General features: G+C 54.0%; 15 protein-coding genes and 1 other RNA gene. 7 read left to right on the forward strand and 9 right to left on the reverse strand.

Annotation, left to right across the window (positions count from 1 at the left end; genetic code table 11):
- Nucleotides 1-101: 101 nt before the first annotated feature.
- Both ssrA and JNK54_07535 read right to left on the reverse strand, forming a co-directional pair.
- Nucleotides 102-449, reverse strand: a transfer-messenger RNA (tmRNA) gene (gene ssrA / locus JNK54_07530).
- Nucleotides 450-621: 172 nt separating this feature from the next.
- Nucleotides 622-957, reverse strand: a complete 336-nt coding sequence (locus JNK54_07535) for a PilZ domain-containing protein (protein MBL8024114.1) — start codon at nt 955-957, stop codon at nt 622-624.
- A gap of 232 nt (nt 958-1189) precedes the next feature.
- Here JNK54_07535 and JNK54_07540 point away from each other — a divergent pair, with 232 nt between their 5' ends.
- Nucleotides 1190-2200 (forward strand): phosphatase PAP2 family protein, encoded by a 1011-nt coding sequence (locus JNK54_07540; GenBank protein MBL8024115.1) that lies wholly within the window; start codon nt 1190-1192, stop codon nt 2198-2200.
- Nucleotides 2197-2967, forward strand: a complete 771-nt coding sequence (locus JNK54_07545; GenBank protein ID MBL8024116.1) for a phosphatase PAP2 family protein — start codon at nt 2197-2199, stop codon at nt 2965-2967. The genes JNK54_07540 and JNK54_07545 overlap by 4 nt, the downstream gene beginning before the upstream one ends.
- On the opposite strand, the gene JNK54_07550 is transcribed toward JNK54_07545, so the two are convergent.
- From JNK54_07550 to JNK54_07560, 3 genes are read right to left on the reverse strand one after another with little or no spacing between them, the layout of a single operon-like run.
- Nucleotides 2911-4194 (reverse strand): M48 family metallopeptidase, encoded by a 1284-nt coding sequence (locus tag JNK54_07550; protein MBL8024117.1) that lies wholly within the window; start codon nt 4192-4194, stop codon nt 2911-2913. The genes JNK54_07545 and JNK54_07550 overlap by 57 nt on opposite strands.
- Complete coding sequence (locus JNK54_07555; GenBank protein MBL8024118.1) at nt 4194-7400, reverse strand: efflux RND transporter permease subunit; 3207 nt, start codon at nt 7398-7400, stop codon at nt 4194-4196. Before JNK54_07555 ends, JNK54_07550 begins: the two co-directional genes overlap by 1 nt.
- Nucleotides 7397-8713, reverse strand: a complete 1317-nt coding sequence (locus JNK54_07560; protein ID MBL8024119.1) for a TolC family protein — start codon at nt 8711-8713, stop codon at nt 7397-7399. Before JNK54_07560 ends, JNK54_07555 begins: the two co-directional genes overlap by 4 nt.
- A 315-nt stretch (nt 8714-9028) precedes the next feature.
- On the opposite strand from JNK54_07560, the gene JNK54_07565 reads away from it, so the two are divergent.
- From JNK54_07565 to JNK54_07580, 4 genes are read left to right on the forward strand one after another with little or no spacing between them, the layout of a single operon-like run.
- Entirely contained in the window at nt 9029-10885 is a 1857-nt protein-coding gene (locus JNK54_07565; protein MBL8024120.1) for a VCBS repeat-containing protein, read from the forward strand.
- A complete protein-coding gene (locus tag JNK54_07570) occupies nt 10882-11958 on the forward strand; it encodes a type II secretion system protein (protein ID MBL8024121.1) in 1077 nt (358 codons plus the stop codon). The genes JNK54_07565 and JNK54_07570 overlap by 4 nt, the downstream gene beginning before the upstream one ends.
- On the forward strand, nt 11955-12452 hold the full coding sequence (locus JNK54_07575) for a prepilin-type N-terminal cleavage/methylation domain-containing protein (GenBank protein ID MBL8024122.1): 498 nt from the start codon (nt 11955-11957) through the stop codon (nt 12450-12452). The genes JNK54_07570 and JNK54_07575 overlap by 4 nt, the downstream gene beginning before the upstream one ends.
- Nucleotides 12453-12510: 58 nt before the next feature.
- The gene (locus tag JNK54_07580) at nt 12511-12798 is read left to right on the forward strand and encodes a hypothetical protein (GenBank protein ID MBL8024123.1); all 288 of its coding nucleotides are present in this window, start codon (nt 12511-12513) and stop codon (nt 12796-12798) included.
- 284 nt (nt 12799-13082) lie between these two features.
- Here JNK54_07580 and JNK54_07585 read toward each other — a convergent pair whose 3' ends face one another.
- From JNK54_07585 to JNK54_07595, 3 genes are read right to left on the reverse strand one after another with little or no spacing between them, the layout of a single operon-like run.
- Nucleotides 13083-13895, reverse strand: a complete 813-nt coding sequence (locus tag JNK54_07585) for a hypothetical protein (GenBank protein MBL8024124.1) — start codon at nt 13893-13895, stop codon at nt 13083-13085.
- Nucleotides 13840-15480, reverse strand: a complete 1641-nt coding sequence (locus JNK54_07590) for an AAA family ATPase (GenBank protein MBL8024125.1) — start codon at nt 15478-15480, stop codon at nt 13840-13842. The genes JNK54_07585 and JNK54_07590 overlap by 56 nt, the downstream gene beginning before the upstream one ends.
- Before the next feature lie 56 nt (nt 15481-15536).
- Complete coding sequence (locus JNK54_07595; protein ID MBL8024126.1) at nt 15537-15920, reverse strand: response regulator; 384 nt, start codon at nt 15918-15920, stop codon at nt 15537-15539.
- A gap of 169 nt (nt 15921-16089) precedes the next feature.
- On the opposite strand from JNK54_07595, the gene JNK54_07600 reads away from it, so the two are divergent.
- Nucleotides 16090-17223 (forward strand): response regulator, encoded by a 1134-nt coding sequence (locus tag JNK54_07600; protein ID MBL8024127.1) that lies wholly within the window; start codon nt 16090-16092, stop codon nt 17221-17223.
- Between the two features lie 21 nt (nt 17224-17244).
- Here the strand turns inward: JNK54_07600 and JNK54_07605 are convergent, their stop codons facing one another.
- A complete protein-coding gene (locus tag JNK54_07605) occupies nt 17245-18111 on the reverse strand; it encodes a tetratricopeptide repeat protein (GenBank protein ID MBL8024128.1) in 867 nt (288 codons plus the stop codon).
- Nucleotides 18112-18134: the final 23 nt, after the last annotated feature.

Raw genomic sequence — 18134 nt, forward strand, 5'->3', positions numbered from 1 at the left:
CTTAATCCCAACATTTTGTCAATGATTTCACCCCCGGATAAAAACAAAAGGGCCCGGCTTATTTAGGCCAGGCCCTTTTGAGGGCAATGAACCCCACCAAATGGTGGAGGTGGCGGGAATTGAACCCGCGTCCGGGAGTGCGTTGACTCGGTCACTACAGGTTTAGCCTAGGCTTTGGTCTCGCACCCTAGTTGTCCCTAGACAGAACCGCTGGGGTGCCAGCTCCGTTGTGTCTCACCGGTCCCGACGAAACGCGCGGGATGCGGCCAGCCGGCTAATGGCGCTCGTTCCCTGTAGCCGGCGTTCAGGGACAAGCGTCACGGCGTATTAGGCCGCGAGAGCCAACTCAGTGTTGGCGTTTAACGGTTTGCCCGTTTTTTAACGAAGCGCGGACGACTTCGACCTGCGACCAGAATCTCAGACACCCTCGTCGAACCCTGTTCACCCCCGTGTAGGAATTGGGGCTTTTCGCCCCGCACACACACGCACGAGGAACATCCCTCGTCCAAACAAAACCAGCCCTGCACATCGGGCTGCTGACCGCTATTTTATCATTTATCGACGAAAAAGAAGGAAAAAAGAGGGAAACAGACCGAGGAACGTAAAAAAATCGACTTCACATCAATTCGAACATTCAATCGTGTAAGTGAGCGCATGACGAACCCGCCGACGGTCTTCCCCTTGGCGGAAATTGAGCCCCGTCACGTAGGACCCAAGGTTCCCATCACTGCGAGCCACCACCACAGGCACGCGACGAAACTCAAAACGTCCTGCAATGGCGAAATCGAGAAAGACCGTGTCACCGGGTTCCCAGGGTTCCAGGGTTTCGATGCGAATCCCCGAAAAACTGATGTCCCGAATAATGACCCGGCCCACCTTCTCACCATCGGCATCCCGATAAATGTCCCCGCCAAAGAAAAAACTAACCCTGTTGTGGGCTCGTTGATCGGATATCATGTCTTCCGCCTTTTCGCTCGAAATAAATCTTGGGACAGGCAACGAACGTCAATCCCAAAACTTCCTCCCACTACTTCCGCGCGGTGTTCGACCCAGGAAACTCAACTTTTGTAAACCACTACCCCAGCTCCCGGGAAACAACTACAATGCCATCCTACTATATAGGGGTGTGGCAATCAATGATTTGGAAGACAACTGTTTTGTATAAAATCTGTTCGATCGAGACTTTCTTTTGATTTCATTTGTACGCCTGGCGCTCCCCACCATCCTCCTCTTTTCAAGCTATCCCCTTTCCGCCGAAACCCCGAGCGAAGTGCCGTCTTTGGATCTTCCGGTTCACGTTCGACGGGGTTATGGATACACCCGCCCCCACCCGCTCGCGTTCATCACCCACCAGCCGTCCGACATGAAAATGGCCTGGCAAAGAACCTTTAAAAAAGAGAACATTCTCCCCCTCAGTCTCTTGGCCGCTGGGACAGGGGTCTTGATTGTCCTGGACCAATACCTTTTTGAGCGCACGTATAAGGCCGGAGACACACTGAACATCACCCACGAAAGCGAACAAAATACCCTAGCGGATATAACGCTTCCAGGTTCTTACAAAGTTCGACTGAATGGCCCCAACAACATCGGCACCGGGCTCTATTTCTTAGGGGACGGGATCACCCACGCGGCGATTGCGGGAAGTTTTCTTACGGTCGGGTTGATGGCTTCGGACAATCGAGCCCTGCAGACCGCAAGTCAACTGGTCGAAGGCATCCTCGCCAACGGCATCGTGGTTCAACTCCTCAAACACACCACCGGCCGGGAAAACCCGAACACCGCCACCCAAACGGGAGGGAAATGGCAGTTTTTCCCCAACCAGAAGGATTACGCGAAACACGTAAATAAATATGACGCTTTTCCTTCTGGGCATCTCTCCACCGCAATGGTCACGGTGACGGTGATCTCCTCCAACTACCCCGAATACAAATTCGTGCGCCCTCTGGGCTACACGTTGATGGGTGCTCTCTCTTTTCAAATGGTGAACAACGGGGTTCATTGGTACAGCGACTACCCCTTGGCCATTGCCATGGGATGGATGTTCGGAAAAATCGCCGTGGACCGGGGACGATCAAAAACGGACGACTCGGCCTCACTCCCCTTCTTTATTGGACCCACGACCATCGCGGGAAAACCCGGGTTGGCCCTCACATTTCCTTTTGGCGGACCTCCGTCAAAGAAGGCGCGGAGTCCCTTATGAAGAAACGCTTACTTGGACGATACTTCCTCACGGGAATCCTCCCCGGTCTCATCACGGGACCTCTTTTCGCCATGGAAAACACCCCACCTTCTCCTCGGCCTTCCTGGATGATCCCCGCCGCCATCACGGGAGGCCTTTTAGCGGTGGCCTTTTCTCTCGACTCTGAGATTCATCATCGAATGATGAAATCTTCGAAAGGAGAACTGGGCAATTTTTTGGATGGACCTGAATTCGGACAACCCAACGGGCGGTTGGACTTCCTGGGTCGACCGGAATTCGTGGTGGTGTCATCGGGACTTTTATATGGCGGAGGAACTTGGGCCGGGTCCGATCGGACAAAACGATTCGCCGTAACACTAACTAAAGCAACGTTGGTTAGCGGGGTCGCTGTTCTCGGGGTCAAATTCATTGCGGGCCGGGAACGCCCCACACCTGAGAACGACCCCGACACGTTCCATTTCTTCCAGGGGTCATCCAAAGAAAACGTATCCTTTCCGTCAGGACACACGGCCACCGCTTTTTCTTGGGCGGCTGCAACAACGGAAGAATATCCTTCCCTTTGGGTGGCCGCCATGGCTTACGGGACCGCGGGGCTCGTGGGGTTCAGCCGATCCTACCAACACCGACATTGGACCAGCGATGTGGTGGCCGGGGCGGCGCTGGGTTATTTCACGGGGAAAGCCGTGGCCCGGTCGGAGAAAAAGAAAGGGTTATTGAAGGGTCTCTATTCCGACGGTCGGGGACTTTACTGGCGGCGAGAATTTTAAAAGGGCCGCCACCCGGTCCACCACCGGCGGGTGGGAAGCGTGAAGCCAAACGTAGAAGGGATGAGGGGTTAGGTTTGACAGGCCTGCGGCGGAGAGTCCTTTTAGACCTGAGGCTAAGTCTTTCCCTGTGCCAAGCGTTTCTTGAGCGTACCGGTCCGCCTCATATTCGTTGCGACGGGAGAAGGCGTGAAGGGGGAGGCTGATGAAGAACGATACCGGTGAAAACAGAATGCCGAAGAGAACGAGCCCCGCCGGAACACTGATTTGCTCCAATCCAAACGCGTTGAACAGTTCGGAACGTCCCAACGTGAGAGACAAAAGATAGAAAAGCACGCCCGTCTGAACAACACGTAAAGCAAACCCTTTCCAGATGTGCCCCTTCTTGTAATGACCGATCTCATGGGCCAGCACGGCCGTGAGTTCCGTTACTGTATGCTTTTCAATCAACGTGTCAAAAAGAGCAATACGCTTGTTTTTCCCAAAACCTGTAAAAAAAGCGTTCCCCTTGGCGGACCGCTTGGATCCGTCCATCACAAAAACATTGGTGAGCGGGAATTCCACCCGCCGCGCTAAATCGAAAATGGCCTGACGAAGTGGTCCCTCTTCCAAAGGTGTGAATTTGTTAAAGAGGGGCAGGATCCAGGTGGGTGCAATAAATTGAAAGAGGAGACTGATCCCCGCGACCGCCATCCACCCCCAAACCCAGGCGCCCCCGCCCCATCGAATGAACAACCACAAGACTAAAGCCAACACCGGCCCGCCAATCAAAACGGTGAGACCGTACCCTTTAAGTCGGTCTCCGATAAATGTTCGGGCCGTGGTGCGATTGAACCCATAACGCTCCTCAATCACAAAGGTTCCGTAAAGGCTAAACGGAAGAGAAAGGAATTCCTTTCCCATGGCAAGAATGCCAATGTAGGCCAAGCCGCGAAATATTTCCGGTAAGGCCCAGGATCGTGTCCAGGAATCCAAAACATGAAACCCACCCATAAACCAAAAAAGGAAAAGCGTCACCAGGGACACACTCGAAACCACGAAACCGAACCGAGTTCGTTCCCGGGTGTAGGTCTGACTTTTCGCGTAACGATCCCCGTCATAGACACGCTCAAACCCGGCGGGCGGTGTGGGGACCAAAGCGCGGAGATTTAACACATCCCCTATCCACTCAACAATCTGCACTGCCAAAAGGGATACCGCGATAATCCACGACAAAAGAGTAAAGGTCATCACAGTGGCCCACCCTCTCCCACCTCTCTCCCGCCTGGCGGGAGAGGGAACTCCCTTGAAAAAGCAACGGCTTTTTCTTGAAGAGATGAGATCTCGCCCAATTCACGGAGGGCTTCCTGCAGATCTTTGTCGTGGCGGTGGCTTTCGAGGTTGGACAAAAGACTGTACACCGCGGGGACCACAAACAAGGTGAGAAGCGTGGAGAGGACCATCCCGCCGATCACGACCACCGCCATGGGACGGATCGATTCGGCCCCCGCGCCCACGGAGACCGCGGCGGGGATGGCGCCCGCGATGGTCGACACCGACGTCATGAGGATCGGACGAAGTCGAGTGGGGCAGGCCTCCAAGAGAGATTGGCGGACGTTGAACCCTTTTTTTCGTCGTTCATTGGTAAAGTCCACCAGAAGAATCGAGTTCTTCTTTACAATTCCCATAAGAAGGAGCAGCCCGATCATGCTGTAAATATTAAGCGAAATCCCTGTGAGGCGAAGGGCAATAAAAGCCCCCGTGATACTGAAGGGTAAGGCCATCAGAACGGTCCAGGGATGAACAAAACTATTGAACTGGGCTCCCAGGACCATGTAGGCCACAAAGATTCCTAGCACCAGGGCAAACAAAAGACTTTGGAAAGAATCCTTAAAAGTTTCCGCACTCCCCGACAACACCACCCGATACCCCTCTGGGGTGGCCTCACGGGCGGCGGTTTCAAGAAAAGCCAGCGCTTCGCCCTGGGATTTGCCCGGAGCGATGTTGGCGAACACCCCCACCGCTCGTTCACGGTTCCGTCGGGTGATCGTCAGGAGAGAAGGCTTTTCTTTTAATCCCACCACGTCCGAAAGCCGTACCGTTTCCCCCCGATTGTTGCGAACAAAAATCCTCTCGATATCGTTGGTTTGTCGACGGTCTTTAGTGGCCAGGCGAAGCCGAATATCGTAACGTTTCCCCCCCTGGGTGTATTTCCCCGCCCGAACCCCGCCAATCATGGCGTTGATCGTGGTTCCGATAGAGGTCACGGTCACCCCCCGCGCGGAAGCCTTTTCCCGATCTGGCGCCACCCGCACTTCGGGCATACCCAACTGGTAATCCGTATCGATATCCACCATGAGCCCAGAGTCCGTCATTTTGGCCATCAGGGTGTGGGCCACTTCCGCCAATTTTTCCCAATTCGGTCCCCGAACGGTAAATTCCACGGGATATCCCCGCTGGGAAGAAAATCCCGAAAGGGAGAGGTCCTGCACCCCAGCCCGTTCGATGCCGGGGACTTTATTCAACTCTTTGCGAATATGGGCAATAAATTCCTGTTGGCTGGGGGGACGGACAAACGGATCAGCCACCGGACGGTCTCCGGGATCCTTCATGGAAATAAACATGATGGCGGAATTGACTTCCCCACCGCCAAACCCACCCACCGCCGCGTACACCCGATTGACCTCCGGTCGAGCGGACATAAAAGCCTCACATTTCTTGACCGCCGCATCGGTGAACTCAATGGAAGACCCCAGCTCCGTCTTAAGGCGAACGAGAAAAACACTCTGGTCCTGGGCGGGCACGAACTCTTTTTTGACACCCTTTAACAACCCAAACCCTCCCACAAAAATAGCCAACGCGATCCCCACCACCGTCCAACGCCAGCTTAAACATTTTTCTAAAGAACGTCGGTACCCCCGGGCCAACACCGCCATCAGCCGATCCACCAGGCGACCCATGGCTGTGGTGTGTCCCACACGCAAGAATTGGGAACACCGCATGGGGGCTAAGGTCAAGGCTTCCAGCAAAGACAGGGAGACCGCCACCGACAGGGTGACACCGAACTGAAAGAAAAACTTTCCAATGATGCCCTTCATAAACACCACAGGCAGGAAGATGGCCAAGATCGCCAGGGCCGAAGCCATGGCGGCAAAGGTGATCTCACGGGCCCCCACGATCGCCGCCTTCACGCGAGAAAGCCCTTCTTCCCGATGGCGCACGATGTTTTCGAGGACCATGATGGCGTCGTCCACCACAATCCCGATGCAGAGCGAAAGCCCCAGTAACGTGAACGTGTTGAGGGTAAACCCACAAAAATACAGGATCAGAAAGGCCCCAATTATCGACGTGGGAATAGCCAGAACCACATTGAGCGCCGAACTGAAAGAGCCTAAAAATACCCAACAAACCAAGGAGGTGAACAGGGCCGCCAGGACGAGAGTTTGAGCCATTTCATGAATGGAATCGGAAACAAAACGGGTTTTGTCGAAATTAACCACCAGTCGAAGCCCATCGGGAAGGTCCTTTTGAATCTCTTCCATGCGGGCTCGGACCGCCCGGGAAACCGCCACCGCGTTCGCGCCCCTCTGTTTGCGAATTCCCAAACCCACGGCGGGTTGGCCGTTCGATCGGGAAATACGCCGAATATCCGCTAACCCGTCGTCCACCGTGGCCACGTCCGAAATCCGAAGTGTCCGATAAATGGGGGCACCGCTTCGGGTGGGGATGATCAAACGACCAAACTCCTTAACAGTGGTGGCCTCGCCCATCACCCGCACGTTCAACTCCTGGGACCCCGTCTCAATCCGCCCAGCGGGGACTTCGGCGTGTTGGGCCTCGATCGCGGCGGCCACATCTTGAACCGTCACTTCGTATTGGGCCATTTTTTCCGCATCGAGCCACACCCGCAGGTTGGGCTCCACATAGCCCCCGAGGAACACCTCCCCCACGCCCGACACCGTGGTAAAACGGTCTTTCAAAAAGTCTCGGGTGTATTGCATGATAAAACGCATATCCCGGTCCCCCGAAAACGCGAGCCACATGATGGGCTGGTCTTCGGGGTTGGATTTGCTGATGACCGGGGGATCGATTTCCTTTGGCAAGGTGCGCTGCGCCTGGGCGATCTTGCTTTGGACTTCCTGGAGCGCCACATCAATGTCTTTGTTTAAATCAAATTCAATCGTAACCACGGCGCTCCCTTGACGGGAGACCGAGGACACCTCCTTAATCCCTTGGACGCTCATCACCGCGTCTTCCAGGGCGTCGGTGACCTCCGTTTCCACCACCTCGGGGGCGGCGCCTTCCCAAGTGACATTCACCGTGAGAACAGGGAAATCCACGTCCGGGAGTTGGCTGACCCCCATGCGGTTGAACCCAATCAGGCCAAACACGATCAACCCGATCATGATCATCCAGGCAAAAACGGGATTTTTAATGGAAAGGTCAGAGAGTGTCATGGGTGAACCTCGGGAAGTCGACCGACAGCCAGATCCAAGCGAAGCGCGACATTTTTTGCCGCCACACGGGCCGTGTCTAAGGCCAACTGGGTTTCCTGCCAGGTATTTAAAGCGGTCAACACATCCAAATTGTTCACGAGACCAAGACGGTATTCGTTTTGCTGGACGGTGTAATTACGTTCCGCCAATTCCGCAGATCGTTGGAGTTTCGTGACCTGGGCGAGGAGGCTTAACAGGTTTTGATACCGTTCGCGCACCTCGCCTTCCGCTGCACGGAAAGTTTGAGACACCCGAAGCCCCGCGGCCCGTTCGTCCGCTTGGGCTTGTTCCACCCCACTGCGAGTTTTTCCCCCGGTGTAAAAAGGGGCATCGAATGTGAAGAGGACATCCCAGTCCACGGGTTTATTGGACCCCACCCGTTTGAGGTAATAGTTGCCAGCCACATCCAGCGTGGGCGAATAGCCCCGTCGCGCGGCCACGGTGAAATGACCGAAAGCCCGTTGCCGTTCTTCCGCCGCCCGAACATCAGGCCGTTGACCCAAACGGTGAAGGTAGTTTTCTAAGGGCGCCGGGAGGACCGCTTCCGGGTGATCGTCCACGATCCCCGACGCGTCAACCCCCAAAAAGGTATTGAGCACAGCCAGGGAAGCTCTTCGAAACCCCTGGGCCACTTCCAAACGGGATTCCAGGTTGGCGTTTTGGGATTGGGTGGAAAGGATTTCGCTTTCCCGAGAACGCCCGATGGCCACCCGTTTTTTAAGTTCCTGGATACGATCCTGGGAATAACGGATGAGTTTTTGAAGGCTTTCCATTTCCCGATCGCGATCGGCCACCATGTAGAAGAGTCCCGCGACGTCTTCATAGAGAAGTATTTTGGCCCGATGGACCGTTTCCTGCCGCGCCTGAATTTCTGCCTTTTGCCCTTTCAGGGCGGAAAATTCCCGGAACCCCGCAAAAAGGGGTTGCCGAACGTAAAGCGCGGCCTCAGGCCGAAACGGATGGGAAACCGTGTCGTTGGCTCCGGACGGAACTCCCGAAACATCTTGAATTTTTTCCGTCGCCCGAAAACCAATCGCCGGAAGGATTCCCGACCGCAATTGCAGGTATTGGGCCTCTCCCCGACGGATGTCCTCCTCGGACAGCCCCACAGATTCGCTCTGAGCCAGCGCCAAACGGTAGCAGGCCTCCAACGTGAACGGCCCCGTAGACACAAGATGTCCTTCAGCCAAAACCCCTGAAGCGATAAGGAGGACAATGAATGTCATGTATTTTCGCATGGGCAAATAGTCGATCCCTCTTTGTGATGATTTCACCGGATGATTATCCCAAATTTGATCCATGAGGAGGGGTTTTCTATCCACACGTGGATAGAAAGAAATTAAGAGGCCAATGAAAACCAACGAATACCCTATTTTCACCAAATACTTGCCTGGGAAAAATGCTTGGAGAACATGCGAAATCTTCGTCCATTAATGGTCAAATTGTCGCATGAGACCAGGGAGGGGTGGGGGAGGGTTTCTTGACATGAAGAAATCGCCTTTTTATTCGGTCCGGGATTGTGTCACAATGGGGAGAAACACTGAATTTTTGGATCTCGTTCAGAATGGAGCATACGTTTGGAGGTTACAATGAAAAAAACAACTTTACGGGGACTGGTGACAGGAGCCCTTTTAATGGGCCTTCGATTTCCGGCTCTTGGGGCCGATGGACCGGACTCCTTATTCATTCCAAGAACACTCACCGGGGTCGGGGGGTCCCATAAATTCACTTCAGCAAACTTTTCTTATTTCTCTAACATTATGAGGATTGCGGCCCAAGATATGGACGGAGACGGGGACCAAGATATTGTTCTCCTTTCCGGAAGGCGTTACCCCTATACATACGCCAGTGGGCCCTCAACGGACATGGTCTATACCTACACAACCACTCCCCAGCCGGATCGCGACTTAGGGAGGCTCGCAACCGGCGACTATTTGTTTGGTTTTGATGGATTGACAGCAACACCCTATCGGTCACCCAACAGAGTGGCGGGGGCGATAGGCGATCCCAGCGGCCGCACCTACGCGGGGACGAACTTGGCCTGGTTGGAAAATGACGGGTTTGGGCATTTTGCCCTCCATCTCATTCCTTCAAATTTCGAAATGGGGACCGACGTTAAAGTAGGAAAATTAAACAACGATGACCGCTTCGACATCGCCGTCTGGGCCGGTCCGGAAACGAAATTGCTTTGGTATCAAAATACGTTGGTAGGTGGAGTTGTCACGTTCCTGGAACACACCGTTGTTAACGGGAATTATTGGGGAGGAGGGCTTAACGGGGGCAACGGGAATTTGATTTCAGGGGATATTGGAGATATCGATGGTGATGGCCATAACGATTTGATAACGGGAGTTATACGAACAGGTTCGGGTTGTGGAGACGCGAACTGCTTCGACCATTCTTCCCTCCATTACCATCGGGGAGGAGTCGACGGCCCAGAGCCCGCTAACGGTTACTTCAATACAACAGTGGGGGCAGGTGGAGATGAGCCTCAAGCGGAAAACACATCCAACACCAGGGGTGTTTGGGTGGGAGACTTCCTACGTGTGGGCCCCGTGGAACCCAACCAAATCATTGCTGTTGATTTTGATAATGATGACACACTGGATATCGTCTCCCCACTCAACGAACACGATTACTTAGAAAATCGGGGAGCCATAACGGGAGGCCCTAATGCAGGATATCTCCGCTTCAGAAAAAAACACATTGGAAGCACCACCTCTACTTTTTGGCGCCGCTTAGCCGTGGGTGATTTAAACAACGACACGAGGCTTGATGTGGTGGCGGCAAACCAGAATCTCGATGATGGCACGAACCGAATTCGAGCTTTTATTACCACCAATAATAATCGAACCAATTTCGACGAATTCGTTTTCCCCAGCGGGGAAACAATCCTAGGAGCAAGGAATCCGGCGGTGGGGACCGATCCCGCGTATTTGGATTATTTGGACAAGTTCCCAGCGGATGTGGCTCTTGGCGATTTAAATAATGATGGTTTTTTGGACGTCGTTATCGGGAGCCGGTCCAATAAGTTCAGTGCTCCCCTTGAAGCCCGGGGAATGGATTCGATGGTAATGGTTTACGTGGCCCGCCATGTGGACAGGAACAGCGATGGAAGAATCTCAGCCAGTGAAATGGCTTGGGATGAAGTGCCTTTGGTGGAACCCTTTGTAACAGAAAATAGGGAGTGCGCCACCAACATGTCCTTGGCGATTGCGGATTTTGATGGGGACGGGGATTTGGATATTGTACGGTCCAGCCGAGTGGCTCCCCTGATCTTCTTTGAAAATGTTTGGAACACACAACGCCGCGTGCGTGTCGAAACAGAGGTTCGAACACGATCCTTCAATAAAAAAAGCACCGACTATTTAATCGTCGACCCCCCGTCCGCAGGAAATCCAACCCCGATTGGAAGATCCTCTGGAAAAGCGGAGGGATCTCCGTGAGGGCCCCCCGCTCCAAAAAAAGTGGGGTGACCCTTGTTGAAATGATGGTGGTCGGTAGCATCCTTATGGTCGTTGTGGTGGGGTTGTCCCTCCTCATAAAACAGTCCGCTCAAGGTTTGTCGTCAACCGACAAAATGATGGGAATTCAGCGTGACCTGCTGCGAGCGCAAGATCGTGTGTTAAGAGATTTTAACTCCAGCGGGCGGGGCTCGTTCATGAACCTTCTACCGAACGCGGGATTTGAAACCTTTGTCTTTGTTCCCCCCACCCAACTCCCTTCGCCCGCACCCTCGCGATGGATCGCTCCCCTCGATGTCATTGATCCCTTGGCGTCACAAAATACCGTCAGTTCCCGAATCATCGCCAACCGTGCGCGGTCCGGGTCCGGGGCGTTGCTGATCACCTCCTTCGGAGCGGAACACCACGTGGACAGCCCGGTCTTCACGGGACTTGAGGAGGGGCAAGTTTATTTAGTCAGTGGGTGGGTTTATAAAGTTCAGGCGGTCGGGGGATTTGAGCGGGAGGGAGGAATCCAAGTTTTGGGGGACGCCGTTTCCATGCCCAGCACGATACGGGTGTCGAGCCGAACGGCCAGCAGAACCTGGGCCCAACTTTCATCAACCTTTACCGCCGTGGCCGGCAGAAATTATGTTATTCGGTTGGGAGTCGACACGGTTGGTTTCGGATCGCCACCCGTGTTAGCGTCATTCTTGTTTGATGACCTAACGCTGACGCCCTTGGGGGTTGACCTAACCCCAGGGAACCCCGCTGTTCTCGAGTTTGAACGCCGGGACGCGACGAACGGGAACCGCTGGCGGCTTCGTTATTTTTTAACGGTCAACCGGGGATCCGGAACGCTGGTTCGCCAACGATTGGATCCGGATGGCGTCTGGCGTACCTTGGAACCGAATCTTCCCAACATTCGGCGTTTATCCGTTTCCTGGCAAAACGGCGAAGCCGATACGATCCTGGGGACTCAGAGGCCTCTCCTTGTTCAGCTGGAGGCAGGACCCTCTGATGGAAATGAAAAATTCATCGCCACCTCTTTCTTAACGTCCTTGGGGGCCCCATGATGCCCCCCCCCCATCGTCACACACGTTCGGGATTGACCTTGGTTGAGGCCCTTATTGCATTGGTCGTGATTTCCATAGTTTTTCTGGGCGTTATGAAAATGTTCCAAACCGTGGTGACGTCCCCCCATGAAGTTTACAATCGGACATTGCTGTCGGTCCATGCCCAAAACCTGCTAACGACCATCCGGTTGGCGCGCTGGGACGAGCAAGGGCCAGCGGGGACCGTTGCGCTCTCTTCTGATTTAGGACCAGACGCTTTGGAAACTGGCCCCGCGGATTTCGATGACATTGATGATTGGAACGGATACAGCGACTCGGTGGGCCTCTACACCCGCAACGTTTCCGTAATCTTCGTGAATCCACAAGAGGTTGCGGGGGTTATTAAACTCGTTCCCGCAGTGGCAGGATTAAAAACCGACCACAAACAGGTGCGGGTTACAGTCACCCGCGGGGAAACAACGAAAACCTTGAGCTCTCTTTTCTCCAATGGATAGACAACGATTCCCTCCGTCTCCCAGAAACTCCAACGAACAAGGGAGTTTTCTTGTTTATGTGAGTTTCCTCCTTCTCATCCTTTTGCCCATTCTGATGATGTTCACGTCTTGGTTGAAAAGGACCCGGGACCACAACCTCCTGACTCAGGTCCATATCGGGTCGGTGAGCGCCTCCGAATCGGCCCAAGATCTGACACAGTTTCTCTCTGTTACGGCCGATTCGGCCCTTCGACCAAGTTCCGGGATTCGAAGGAACTGGATCCCAGGGACAACGGGAACTTTCGACATTGAAATAGACCCATCAACAACGGTTCGGGTCACTCTTACCCACGAAGGATACCCCTAAGTTGACCGCGAGGACCGGCCAAGCGCAGAGAGCCTCTGGCACCTGAGACGGCAGAGCCGCTGGTGCGAGACGAAAAAAGCGGGCTTTTTTACGAACAAAAAAGCGCAGGTCGTGGCGGGGACTACGGACAAACTTTTTTTTGAAGGAAAAAGGCCTGATTTTTTTGTCGAATCCCGCGATCCAACTGAAAATTTCAGGCTAGCCCTCTGATGTCTCATCCAGAGGCGGGATGTCGCCCTTTTTATAACGGAAAGACGGGGAGCATCGGGTAAATCAAGAAGGTTTTATTTGTTTCCTGTGGAAAGGTTCGTGAGGGATTTTTCCCAGAGAAGAGATCCGGTTTTTTCTTCCACGCGAACAGTGTGGAGGAGGGCCCCAGTGGGGTCGTATTTTTTCGCGGTGGCAAGGGTCACTTCCGCCACCACCGATTCAAGGATTTCGCTGGTCATGTCGGTCAAGGGTTCCGTTTCGGCCCGTTCCAATTGGAGGACCAGGACACCGCCTTCCACTCGTCCGCGGACACGGGAAATCCGAAGAAAGACGCTCACCAACGGGTTCCCCGTCAACTGGCGATGGAGGCGTGAGGAAATGAGCCTCGCCATAAATTCGGGCATCGTGATGTCGTGCCACAACGCGTCGGCGGTCTCGGGATCTTCTTCCCCGTCGGTCTCGATCACCAACCGATCCTCAAAATCAGCCCGGGAGTATCGCATATAGATCAAACCCTTGATATCGGGAATATATCGCAGGAGGGTGATGCTCGAGCCCAGGCGAGAATCCCGGACCCGCATAAAAAGAAAATCAACCGTCGCGTCCGTGGACAGGGAAGCGCGCGTGCCGGAAAGCATGACGCCTTCCAGGGTTTCCAGCGCCTCTTTTTTAAAATCCAAATCCAATCCGATCAACCCCTCCAAGTCACAGGAGAGAGCGAGGGTTTTCCCCACCAAACGGGCTTCCACCTCAACCTTTTGCTCTTTGAGGCACAGCGCACGGACGGCCTCGGGCAGACGGTCGGCCGGAAAGGTGACCGGACCGCAGGCGCTAAGCGCTGGGAGAGTTAGAAGGAGGAGGCGGAGAGTCCGCCATGACCGTTTCAATGGGAACCTGGTCGCGCGCTTTTCCAAATTCGGCAAAAATGGCATGAATGTCATCGAACTCCAACTCGTTTCGTTTGAGCAGTTCTTGGGCGAAACGATCCACCACCGCCCATTCCGCCCGTAAAAATTCTTCCACTTCCTTCGCGCAACCGTTCAATATTTCGTAGGTTTCCGTGTTCAGCTTCTCTTTAAACGATTCCGAAAGTTGGGATTCCGGAATCCGGGTGTAATCCCCCACGAAACCGTTTCGCCCCATCCCCAGCCGCCACACCATGTTGTGAGCGAGGCTCATGGCGTGGGCGAAATCAGAAGAAACCCCATTCGAGGTCACGCCATACTTAATTTTTTCCCCCATGTAGCCCCCCAAAGAGACCTTGATGTCCGCCAGCATCCGATCCCGGTTCGCGGTGTGTTGTTCCTCCCGAGGGCTATGATAGACAACCCCCAAAGCCCCTCCGCGGTGAATGATGGACGCCTTAAACACATCGTCCGTGGGGTGAAGGGTGTAGAGGGCCAGGAGATGGCCGGATTCGTGATAGGCGGTCATTTCCCGCTCTTTAGCCGACATGGAGAGGGGATGGGCAATCCCCAGGTCGATCCGTTCAAGAGCTTCGGTAATGTCTTTGTACTCGACTTTTGTCCTTTTATTTCGGGTCGCGATCAGGCCCGCTTCTTTGGTGATGTTCATGATATCGGCGGGAGATTTCCCCACGCACCGGCGGCCGAGCCGACCGATGTCCATAAAGGCGTCGTGTTGAATTTTCTTGAGGTAGTAACGGAACAGGTCGACCCGTTCATTGAGGTTGGGCAGGTCAATATAAATTTTGCGATCAAACCGTCCCGGACGCAGGAGCGCCTTGTCCAACACCCCTTCCTCCGCGTTTGTGGCGCCGATCACCACCACGTTTTGAGCCTTTTCGCCTAACCCATCCATTTCCACCAACAGTTGGTTTTGGGTACTGTTGGTCTCTTCCCCGCCCCCGAAAGAATTAAAGTGACGGCCGCGGCCAATCACGTCCAACTCGTCAATAAAAATGATGCACGCCCCATGGGCGTAGGCCAACTGACGGGCCTGTTTAAAAAGTTGTCGAACGCGGCTGGCGCCTACCCCCACAAAGACTTCAACAAATTCAGAACCCGAAATCGAAAGAAAAGGAACACCGGACTCGGTCGCAATGGCCTTGGCCAAAAGGGTTTTTCCTGTTCCAGGCGGGCCCACCATCAACAACCCCTTGATGATGTTCCCCCCAATCGCCTTCAGCTTCGCCCGATCTTTCAGAAGTTGCACGACTTCCATCGCTTCTTTTTTTGAGTTCTCCAGCCCAATGACGTCTTTGAAATTGATTTTCACATCTTCCAGACGGATTCGATTTTTTTTGCCCAGTTTCCCCATCCGGCCCATAAGAACAGTCGAATAAAGGAAAACGAAAATCAGGGCGCTCACGCAAGCAAACATGAGCTGGAGGGGGATGTTGGCTAAAGTCATCGTCCGATAAAAACTTTCCAATTTGGAAAGACCGTAAATGGTGGCAATGATGAGAACCACAATGGAGGCAATGATGACGATCCACAGCCAATTGTTCATCCAAAAGATTTTCCAACGTCGATAGAGTCCCATAATTCCCCTCGGGAAGTGCCGCCCTACTTGGCGGGCGCTTCACCCAATAGTTCACTGACCCGCGCGGCCACGTCTTCCAAGTTGAACGGTTTCGGAATATAGACATCCGCCCCAACGGAAAGACCCCGCTGGACATTTTCCTTATCCGCCAGGGACGTCAGCATGATCACCTTGGGCATCGGAATGTCGTGGCGGTCCATGGCCAAGGTGTTGACCAACTTAAACCCGTTCATCCGGGGCATCATCACATCCACAATGACCAAATCCGGCTTAATTTGGACCACCATATCCAGGGCTTCCTGCCCGTCCCGCGCCAGAGAAACCTCATAGCCCAGCCCACTTAAAAACACCGACAACAAACCTAAAATATTGGCGTCATCTTCTGCAATCAAGATTTTGGAAGCCATGCGTTCCCCTTGCGCGGGTCAACCGCGACGAATGATTTTCATTTCCGACGAAAAAAGTAATAAGAGAATTATAAACCCCAATCCCCCCCCCGTCAAGGGGCCGGAGGTGTCCCCGATAAAATTTCCCTTGATCTTTGGCTTACTTCCCATTACTCTATGGAGAGCCCCTATGAAAGACACCAAAGACTTTGGAAAGATCCTGGTCGTGGACGATGAGCCCCACCTCCTGGACCTCATTGTGGATGTCTTGGCCGACGACGGCTACCGGGTGGACGGCGTTGCCACCGGGACCGCCGCCATCCACGCGGCGCGAGAAACCGCCTATCACGTGGCTCTCCTCGACTATGAATTGGGGGACATGACAGGCCTGGCCCTCGCCAAAGAGCTCAGGCGAATCAACGAAGACATCAACGTCATCCTCATGACAGCCCACGCCAGCTTAGATATGGCGGTGAAAGCGATTCAGGCGGACGTTTACGATTACCTCATTAAACCCATCGATTCGAATCAGCTGAAGCGATCCTTGGATAACGCCTTGGATAAGAACCGCCTCACACTGGAAAACAAAGCCCTGCTGGAAACACTGCAAAACACCAACAAAGAACTTGTGCGGCTCAGCGAACTAAAGACCCGCTTTCTTTCCATCGTCTCTCACGACCTTCGATCGCCGTTAACGTCCATTCGTGGCTACGCCCAGCTCTTGCTTCTTAAAGAGGGACTGACCCCGGAACAAGTGACCAAGTTTTTGACCATCATTATTTCGCAATCGGATCATTTGTCGGGATTAATCAGCGACCTCATGGATCTCGTCAGCATCCAAGCCGGAAAACTGCGGGTGGAAAAATCACCGACCGACCTCGCCCAAATGATCTCGGACGTGGACACCCGCATGATTCCCATTGCGAAATCAAAAAACATCCGTTTTGAAACCAAGATAGTGGGAGACCTTCTCCCCCCCATCCCCTTGGACGGGAAGAGGATTGACCAGGCGCTCACGAACCTCATAGGCAACGCCTTCAAACACACGCCCCCCCATGGAGCCGTCACGGTAACAGCGGAACGGAAAAAATCCCACTTTCATGTTTCAGTGAAAGACACCGGAGAAGGGGTCCCCCCGGACGCGCTTCCCCATCTGTTCGAGGAATTTTTTCAAGCGGAATCCCACGCTTCGAAAAAAGATGGTCTTGGCCTGGGTCTCACCATCGCTCGAGAAATTATTCACACCCACGGGGGAGAAATTGGCGCCACATCCGATGGCCCTGGCCAGGGCGCTGAGTTTTGGTTCACCCTCCCGACCCCGTGAGAGCGGGAGGATGGGATCTCTTTATTTTAATCGGCGGAGACGCGTGCGGGCTTGGCGGTTGTTCGGGTCAAAGGTGAGGACTTTTTTCCAGCGTTCGATGGCTTGATCTTTCTGCCCAAGTTTTTCGGCAACGGAAGCCATGAGAGCGGCCAGGTCCGCGCTCTCACCAGAAATCACCCGTTCTTTTTCGTAGGCGTTCCAGGCCCGCTGCGTTTCGCCCGCCCCCAGATAGAGGTCGCCCAAAAGCCGTTGGGCACCGGTGGGAAGGGGAGAACCCAATTCGAGAAAGGGTTTTAAAACGTCCAACCCTTCCCCCCATTTCTTTTTTTCTCGATAGGCCATGGCCAGATTGAACGACACCAGGGGATCGTTCGGCGTGTGGACCAAGACCACCCGATAGCCTTCAATGCTCTTATCGTAATCTTCCAACCGATAAAACAAGTTGGCCAACCGGAGGCGGGTTTCAAGATCTTCAGGGTGGCGTCTCAAATATTTTTCGTATTCAGGGACCGCGTATTCGGGAAGCCCCTGGGCTTCATACATGACTCCGGCGTAATAGAACAACCGCTCGTCCAACACCCCCAGATCCCGCGCCCGTTCCAAATAGTCCAAACCTTTCACATAGTGGTCCCCTCCCCCCTCAAAAGAAACCATCGCCAGCTCCACGTGAGCGGCCATATCTTCCGGATTCGTTTCAATCGCGGCCAAAGCGGTGGACTTCGCCTTTTGGAGCTCCGTTGGGGATCTAAAATCCGTGAGATTTTTAGGAAATCGGGTCGGGGGAAGCGGTGGGGGATACAGGGGTAAAGTGAAAAAGATCGCCCCTCCGCCCACCACCAGGAAGAGAAGCCAAGCGGGATCAAGAAACCAAGGGGATCGGGTTTTCATTTCAGGCCCAAAGGAACCCGTTC

This window comes from Elusimicrobiota bacterium (assembly GCA_016788905.1).
Classification (GTDB): domain Bacteria; phylum Elusimicrobiota; class Elusimicrobia; order FEN-1173; family FEN-1173; genus JADKHR01.

Excerpts from the sequence above, each read along its gene's own strand:
- JNK54_07545 (MBL8024116.1), top strand. The coding sequence starts at position 2,197 with ATGAAGAAACGCTTACTTGGACGATACTTCCTCACGGGAATCCTCCCC.
- JNK54_07550 (MBL8024117.1), bottom strand. The coding sequence starts at position 4,194 with ATGACCTTTACTCTTTTGTCGTGGATTATCGCGGTATCCCTTTTGGCA.
- JNK54_07575 (MBL8024122.1), top strand. The coding sequence starts at position 11,955 with ATGATGCCCCCCCCCCATCGTCACACACGTTCGGGATTGACCTTGGTT.
- JNK54_07590 (MBL8024125.1), bottom strand. The coding sequence starts at position 15,480 with ATGAACAATTGGCTGTGGATCGTCATCATTGCCTCCATTGTGGTTCTC.
- JNK54_07600 (MBL8024127.1), top strand. The coding sequence starts at position 16,090 with ATGAAAGACACCAAAGACTTTGGAAAGATCCTGGTCGTGGACGATGAG.
- JNK54_07555 (MBL8024118.1), bottom strand. The coding sequence starts at position 7,400 with ATGACACTCTCTGACCTTTCCATTAAAAATCCCGTTTTTGCCTGGATG.
- JNK54_07595 (MBL8024126.1), bottom strand. The coding sequence starts at position 15,920 with ATGGCTTCCAAAATCTTGATTGCAGAAGATGACGCCAATATTTTAGGT.
- JNK54_07535 (MBL8024114.1), bottom strand. The coding sequence starts at position 957 with ATGATATCCGATCAACGAGCCCACAACAGGGTTAGTTTTTTCTTTGGC.
- JNK54_07565 (MBL8024120.1), top strand. The coding sequence starts at position 9,029 with ATGAAAAAAACAACTTTACGGGGACTGGTGACAGGAGCCCTTTTAATG.
- JNK54_07605 (MBL8024128.1), bottom strand. The coding sequence starts at position 18,111 with ATGAAAACCCGATCCCCTTGGTTTCTTGATCCCGCTTGGCTTCTCTTC.